The 6,000-nt window shown below is 53.4% G+C and carries 7 protein-coding genes; all 7 read left to right on the top strand.

Going from position 1 to position 6,000, the window contains the following annotated elements:
* Window positions 1-3 precede the first annotated feature (3 nt).
* The 7 genes from tusC (at window position 4) to gmhB (ending at window position 5,846) form a co-directional block, all read left to right on the top strand.
* Window positions 4-363, top strand: a complete 360-nt coding sequence (tusC, locus tag OKC27_RS20010; protein WP_182938705.1) for a sulfurtransferase complex subunit TusC — start codon at window positions 4-6, stop codon at window positions 361-363.
* A gap of 7 nt (window positions 364-370) precedes the next feature.
* The gene (gene tusB, locus OKC27_RS20015) at window positions 371-649 is read left to right on the top strand and encodes a sulfurtransferase complex subunit TusB (protein WP_042657282.1); all 279 of its coding nucleotides are present in this window, start codon (window positions 371-373) and stop codon (window positions 647-649) included.
* A 182-nt stretch (window positions 650-831) separates the two neighbouring features.
* Window positions 832-1,206 (top strand): 30S ribosomal protein S12, encoded by a 375-nt coding sequence (gene rpsL / locus OKC27_RS20020; RefSeq protein ID WP_005306278.1) that lies wholly within the window; start codon window positions 832-834, stop codon window positions 1,204-1,206.
* A 93-nt stretch (window positions 1,207-1,299) separates the two neighbouring features.
* Entirely contained in the window at window positions 1,300-1,770 is a 471-nt protein-coding gene (gene rpsG, locus OKC27_RS20025) for a 30S ribosomal protein S7 (RefSeq protein WP_010675949.1), read from the top strand.
* A gap of 75 nt (window positions 1,771-1,845) precedes the next feature.
* Window positions 1,846-3,951 (top strand): elongation factor G, encoded by a 2,106-nt coding sequence (gene fusA, locus OKC27_RS20030; protein WP_270806644.1) that lies wholly within the window; start codon window positions 1,846-1,848, stop codon window positions 3,949-3,951.
* Between the two features lie 54 nt (window positions 3,952-4,005).
* A complete protein-coding gene (gene tuf / locus OKC27_RS20035; RefSeq protein ID WP_042657281.1) occupies window positions 4,006-5,190 on the top strand; it encodes an elongation factor Tu in 1,185 nt (394 codons plus the stop codon).
* Between the two features lie 113 nt (window positions 5,191-5,303).
* Window positions 5,304-5,846 carry a D-glycero-beta-D-manno-heptose 1,7-bisphosphate 7-phosphatase gene (gene gmhB / locus OKC27_RS20040; protein WP_182938706.1) on the top strand — a complete coding sequence of 181 codons (543 nt, stop codon included), beginning with the start codon at window positions 5,304-5,306 and terminating at the stop codon, window positions 5,844-5,846.
* The last annotated feature ends 154 nt before the right edge of the window (window positions 5,847-6,000 follow it).

Genomic DNA, 6,000 nt, shown 5'->3' on the forward strand with positions numbered 1-6,000 from the left:
GTCATGAGCAAGAAAATCGCATTTATCTGCAGTCGTGGCCCCCATGGCCATGCCGCCGGTCGGGAAGGGCTCGATGCCTTGTTGGCCACCTCGGCTATGACCGATGAGCTGGCGCTGTTCCTGATTGGGGACGGTGTGCTGCAACTGCTCAAGGAGCAGCAGCCGGCCGCCATTTTGCAGCGCCACTACGCGCCCACCTTCAAAATGCTGGAACTCTACGACATCGAAGAGGTCTATGTTTGTGCTGACTCGCTGGCAGAGCGTGGCCTGACAGTGGATGATCTGCTGATCCCGGTCGAGAATCTGCCGCGCCAGGAGCTGGCTCGGCGCTGGGCACAATGTTCGACTCACATCAGCTTTTGAGGTCTCCATGTTGCATCTGATATTGAACTCCCCCTTTCAGAGTCAGGCTTTGGCACAGGCGCTTTCATACCTCCAGCCCGAGGATGAGCTGGTACTGATGCAGGATGCCGTGATAGCGGCGTCGGCTCCCCAGTGGAGCGAGCAGTTGGCGGGTATCCCGCTTTATGTGATGCAGGAAGACCTGCAAGCTCGCGGTTTGCATCATCGGGTGGGTAATGTGCTCGATATGGCGGGTCTGGTGGCACTGATTGCGCAAAAAGGTTCCCCGCGCACCTGGGGTGGCTGAGAAGCACATTTTCAAGAGAATTCAAGGTGATGTCATGAAACTAAACGGATCCGAATTGCCCTTTTGTGACGCAAATTGTATAAATCTTGACTCCCCAGACAACAGGGCATAAAATTTCGCGTCCCCGTATCTGCGGGGAGGATTTTCCACACGTTTATGAAGTCATTATCAGGAGCCTTTTGATGGCAACTATTAACCAGTTGGTTCGCAAGCCACGCATCAAGCTCGTTGTGAAAAGCAACGTGCCGGCGCTGGAAGCGTGCCCTCAGAAGCGTGGCGTATGCACCCGTGTATATACCACCACCCCGAAGAAGCCTAACTCTGCACTGCGTAAAGTATGCCGTGTACGTCTGACCAACGGCTTCGAAGTCACCTCCTACATCGGTGGTGAAGGTCACAACCTGCAAGAGCACTCTGTTGTTCTGATCCGTGGCGGTCGTGTAAAAGACTTGCCAGGTGTTCGTTATCACACCGTTCGTGGTGCGTTGGACTGTGCCGGTGTTAAAGACCGTAAGCAGGCTCGCTCCAAGTATGGCGTGAAGCGTCCTAAAGCTTAATGGTTCTCCGTTAAGTAAGGCCAAACGTTAATTCGTTTCTAGTTAGATAGCTTTCTAGTTTTGGGTAATCCCTGAAGTTACGGAGAATTTGAAATGCCAAGACGTCGTGTTGTTGGTCAGCGTAAAATCCTGCCAGATCCCAAGTTCGGATCAGAGCTGCTGGCTAAATTTGTCAACGTAGTAATGGTTGACGGTAAGAAATCTGTTGCAGAAGCCATCGTTTATGGCGCCCTGGACATCATTGCCACCAAATCTGGCAAAGAGCACCTGGCCCTGTTCGAAGTCGCTCTGGATAACATTCGTCCGGCGGTCGAGGTTAAATCTCGTCGCGTCGGTGGTGCAACCTATCAGGTGCCGGTAGAAGTTCGTCCGGTACGTCGCAATGCCCTGGCAATGCGCTGGTTGGTTGATGCCGCTCGTAAACGTGGTGAAAAATCAATGGCTCAGCGTCTGGCTGGCGAGCTGCTGGATGCCGCTGACAATAAGGGTTCGTCTGTCAAGAAACGTGAAGACGTTCACCGTATGGCTGAAGCGAACAAAGCCTTCGCTCACTTCCGCTGGTAATCCGCTTGCGCAGGGTCTTTTGGCTCTGCGCACCTTTAATTATCTAGGGACAAGCGCCTTAGTAAGAGGATGACAATGGCTCGTACAACCCCCATTGAGCGTTATCGTAACATCGGTATTTCCGCTCACATTGACGCCGGTAAGACTACTACTACCGAGCGCGTACTGTTTTATACCGGTGTAAGTCACAAAATCGGTGAAGTTCACGATGGCGCTGCCACCATGGACTGGATGGAACAGGAACAAGAGCGTGGTATTACCATCACCTCCGCCGCGACCACCGCTTTCTGGTCCGGTATGGGTAAACAGTTCCAACCGCACCGTATCAACATCATCGATACCCCGGGCCACGTTGACTTTACTATCGAAGTAGAGCGTTCAATGCGTGTTCTGGACGGTGCCGTGATGGTGTACTGTGCCGTAGGTGGCGTACAGCCACAGTCTGAAACCGTATGGCGTCAGGCTAACAAGTACAAGGTTCCCCGTATCGCGTTCGTCAACAAGATGGACCGTACCGGTGCCAACTTCCTGCGCTGCGTTGAGCACATCAAGACCCGTCTGAAAGGCGTTCCGGTTCCCCTTCAGCTGAACATCGGCGCCGAAGAGAACTTCAAGGGCGTTGTTGACCTGGTCAAGATGAAAGCCATCAACTGGAGCGAAGCTGACCAGGGCGTATCCTTCGATTACGAAGACGTCCCGGTTGAGCTGCTGGAACAGGCGCAAGAAATGCGCATGAATCTGGTTGAAGCCGCTGCTGAAGCGTCTGAAGACCTGATGGAAAAATACCTGGGCGGCGAAGAGCTGACCGAGGAAGAGATCAAGAAAGCTCTGCGTCAGCGTGTGCTGAACAACGAAATCATCCTGGTAACCTGTGGCTCCGCGTTCAAGAACAAGGGCGTACAGGCAATGCTGGATGCCGTTGTTGACTATCTGCCGGCTCCGACCGACGTAGCTGCTATCGACGGCCTGAAAATGGACGGCGAGACCAAAGACGAGCGTCACGCTTCTGATGACGAGCCGTTCTCTGCTCTGGCGTTCAAGATCGCTACCGACCCGTTCGTTGGTAACCTGACCTTCTTCCGCGTCTACTCCGGTGTTGTTAACTCCGGTGACACCGTGCTGAACTCCGTCAAGGACAAGCGCGAGCGTTTTGGCCGTATCGTTCAGATGCACGCCAACAAGCGCGAAGAGATCAAAGAAGTACGCGCTGGTGACATCGCTGCTGCTATCGGTCTGAAAGACGTGACCACTGGTGACACCCTGTGTGACCAGAACGCACCGATCATCCTCGAGCGTATGGAATTCCCGGAGCCGGTAATTTCTATCGCGGTTGAGCCGAAAACCAAGGCTGACCAAGAGAAGATGGGTCTGGCTCTGGGCCGTCTGGCTCAGGAAGATCCGTCCTTCCGCGTATGGACTGACGAAGAGTCAGGTCAAACCATCATCGCCGGTATGGGTGAGCTGCACCTGGACATCATCGTTGACCGTATGCGTCGCGAGTTCAAGGTTGAAGCGAACGTAGGTAAGCCGCAGGTTGCCTACCGTGAAACCATTCGTAACACCGTTAAGGATATCGAAGGTAAGCACGCCAAGCAGTCTGGTGGTCGTGGTCAGTACGGTCACGTTGTGATCGACATGTACCCGCTGGAAGAAGGCAAAGCCTACGAATTCGTCAACGACATCAAAGGTGGTGTCATTCCTGGTGAATTCATCCCGGGTGTTGATAAAGGTATCCGCGAGCAGCTCAAATCTGGTCCGCTGGCTGGTTACCCGGTTATGGATCTGGGTGTGCGTCTGCACTTCGGTTCTTACCACGATGTCGACTCTTCCGAACTGGCGTTCAAAATCGCTGCTTCCATGGCCTTTAAGGCTGGCTTCATGAAAGCCAACCCGGTTCTGCTTGAACCGATCATGAAAGTAGAAGTTGAAACTCCGGAAGATTACATGGGCGACGTTATCGGTGACCTGAACCGTCGTCGTGGCCTGATCGAAGGTATGGAAGATGGCCCGTCCGGCAAGATCGTACGTGCTCTGGTGCCGCTGGCCGAAATGTTCGGTTATGCAACTGCACTGCGTTCCGCTACCCAAGGTCGTGCTTCCTACGCCATGGAATTCGCCAAGTATCACGATGCACCGACCAACGTTGCACAAGCCGTGATCGAAGAGCGCAAATCCAAGTAATTTAAGATTCCCCGCCTACGACGGTAGGCGGGTTTAACCTAGAAGGACTACGTCGTGTCTAAAGAAAAATTTGAGCGTAACAAACCGCACGTAAACGTCGGCACCATCGGCCACGTTGACCACGGTAAAACCACCCTGACTGCAGCTATCACCAACGTGTTGGCCAAGCACTTCGGTGGTAAAGCTTTCGCCTTCGACCAGATCGACAAGGCACCGGAAGAGCGTGAGCGTGGTATCACCATCAACACCTCCCACGTAGAATACGACACCGCTACCCGTCACTACGCTCACGTAGATTGCCCGGGTCACGCCGACTACGTTAAAAACATGATCACCGGTGCTGCCCAGATGGACGGCGCGATCCTGGTAGTAGCAGCGACTGACGGCCCGATGCCGCAGACTCGTGAGCACATCCTGCTGGGTCGTCAGGTTGGTATCCCGTACATGATCGTGTTCATGAACAAGTGTGACATGGTTGATGACGAAGAGCTGCTCGAACTGGTCGAGATGGAAGTTCGTGAACTGCTGACCGAATATGACTTCCCGGGTGATGACCTGCCGGTAGTTCGTGGTTCCGCGCTGAAAGCGCTGGAAGGCGACGCTGCATGGGAAGAGAAGATCATCGAGCTGGCTCACCACCTGGATACCTACATCCCGGAGCCGGAGCGTGCAATTGACCTGCCGTTCCTGATGCCTATCGAAGACGTATTCTCTATCGCTGGCCGTGGTACCGTAGTTACCGGTCGTGTAGAGCGCGGTATCGTTAAAGTAGGTGAGACTGTAGAAATCGTTGGTATCAAAGATACCGTTTCTACCACCTGTACTGGTGTTGAAATGTTCCGTAAGCTGCTGGACGAAGGTCGTGCAGGCGAGAACATCGGCGCACTGCTGCGTGGCGTGAAGCGTGAAGACGTAGAACGTGGTCAAGTACTGGCCAAGCCGGGTTCAATCAAGCCGCACACCAAGTTTGAATCTGAAGTGTACGTCCTGTCCAAAGAAGAAGGTGGTCGTCATACCCCGTTCTTCAAAGGCTACCGTCCGCAGTTCTACTTCCGTACTACCGACGTGACCGGTACCATCGAACTGCCGGAAGGCGTTGAAATGGTAATGCCAGGCGACAACATCAAAATGGTTGTTACCCTGATTGCCCCGATCGCAATGGATGACGGCCTGCGTTTCGCTATCCGTGAAGGTGGCCGTACCGTAGGTGCTGGTGTTGTAGCTAGCGTAATCGCCTAATCGATTCGTTATATACAAACATGAAAAGGGGTGGCTTCGGCCACCCCTTTTATTTTTGGGGCTATTTATGCCCTGTGAGATACTGGGCGAAACCATTGATAGAGGTAGTTTCCGTGAGCAAAGCCGCCATTTTTCTGGATCGTGACGGTGTCATCAATGAAGACACCGGCTACGTGAGTCAGGTTGATGATTTCCATTTTCTGCCCGGCGTGATCGACGCCCTGCAGCTGTTAAAGAAGAAAGGGTATTTGTTGGTTGTTGTAACCAACCAGTCCGGAATCGCCCGCGGTTACTTCAGTGAAGATGACTTCATGAATCTGACGGAATGGATGGATTGGTCACTGGCTGATCGGGATGTGGATCTCGATGGCATCTACTTCTGCCCCCATCACCCGGATCACGGCGCCCCCTGTGATTGCCGCAAACCGGAACCCGGTATGCTGCTGTTGGCGCAACAGGAACTGGGGATCGACATGAGCCGTTCCTATATGGTGGGTGACAAGCCCTCTGATCTGAAAGCCGCTGCCAATGCCAAGGTCGGGCATAAAGTGTTGGTCAAAACGGGTAAACCGGTGACCGATGCAGGTATCGCATTGGCTGATGCCATCTATGACAACCTGCATGATTTCGCTATTTCAGTGCCCGTCGCGGGCTGATTTTGTTCGCTTAATATGCGTATCGGTGGCTTTGTGAGCAAGCGAGCGATGAAAGCCATCTTTTTGCAATTATCTGCTTGCCAGAAAGATTCAACTCCCTATAATGCGCCTCCATCGACAGGGCAAGCGGCAACGCAAACGCCTAAGTCGATAA

It is taken from the genome of Aeromonas sp. QDB62 (assembly GCF_027705695.1).
GTDB lineage: Bacteria > Pseudomonadota > Gammaproteobacteria > Enterobacterales > Aeromonadaceae > Aeromonas > Aeromonas allosaccharophila.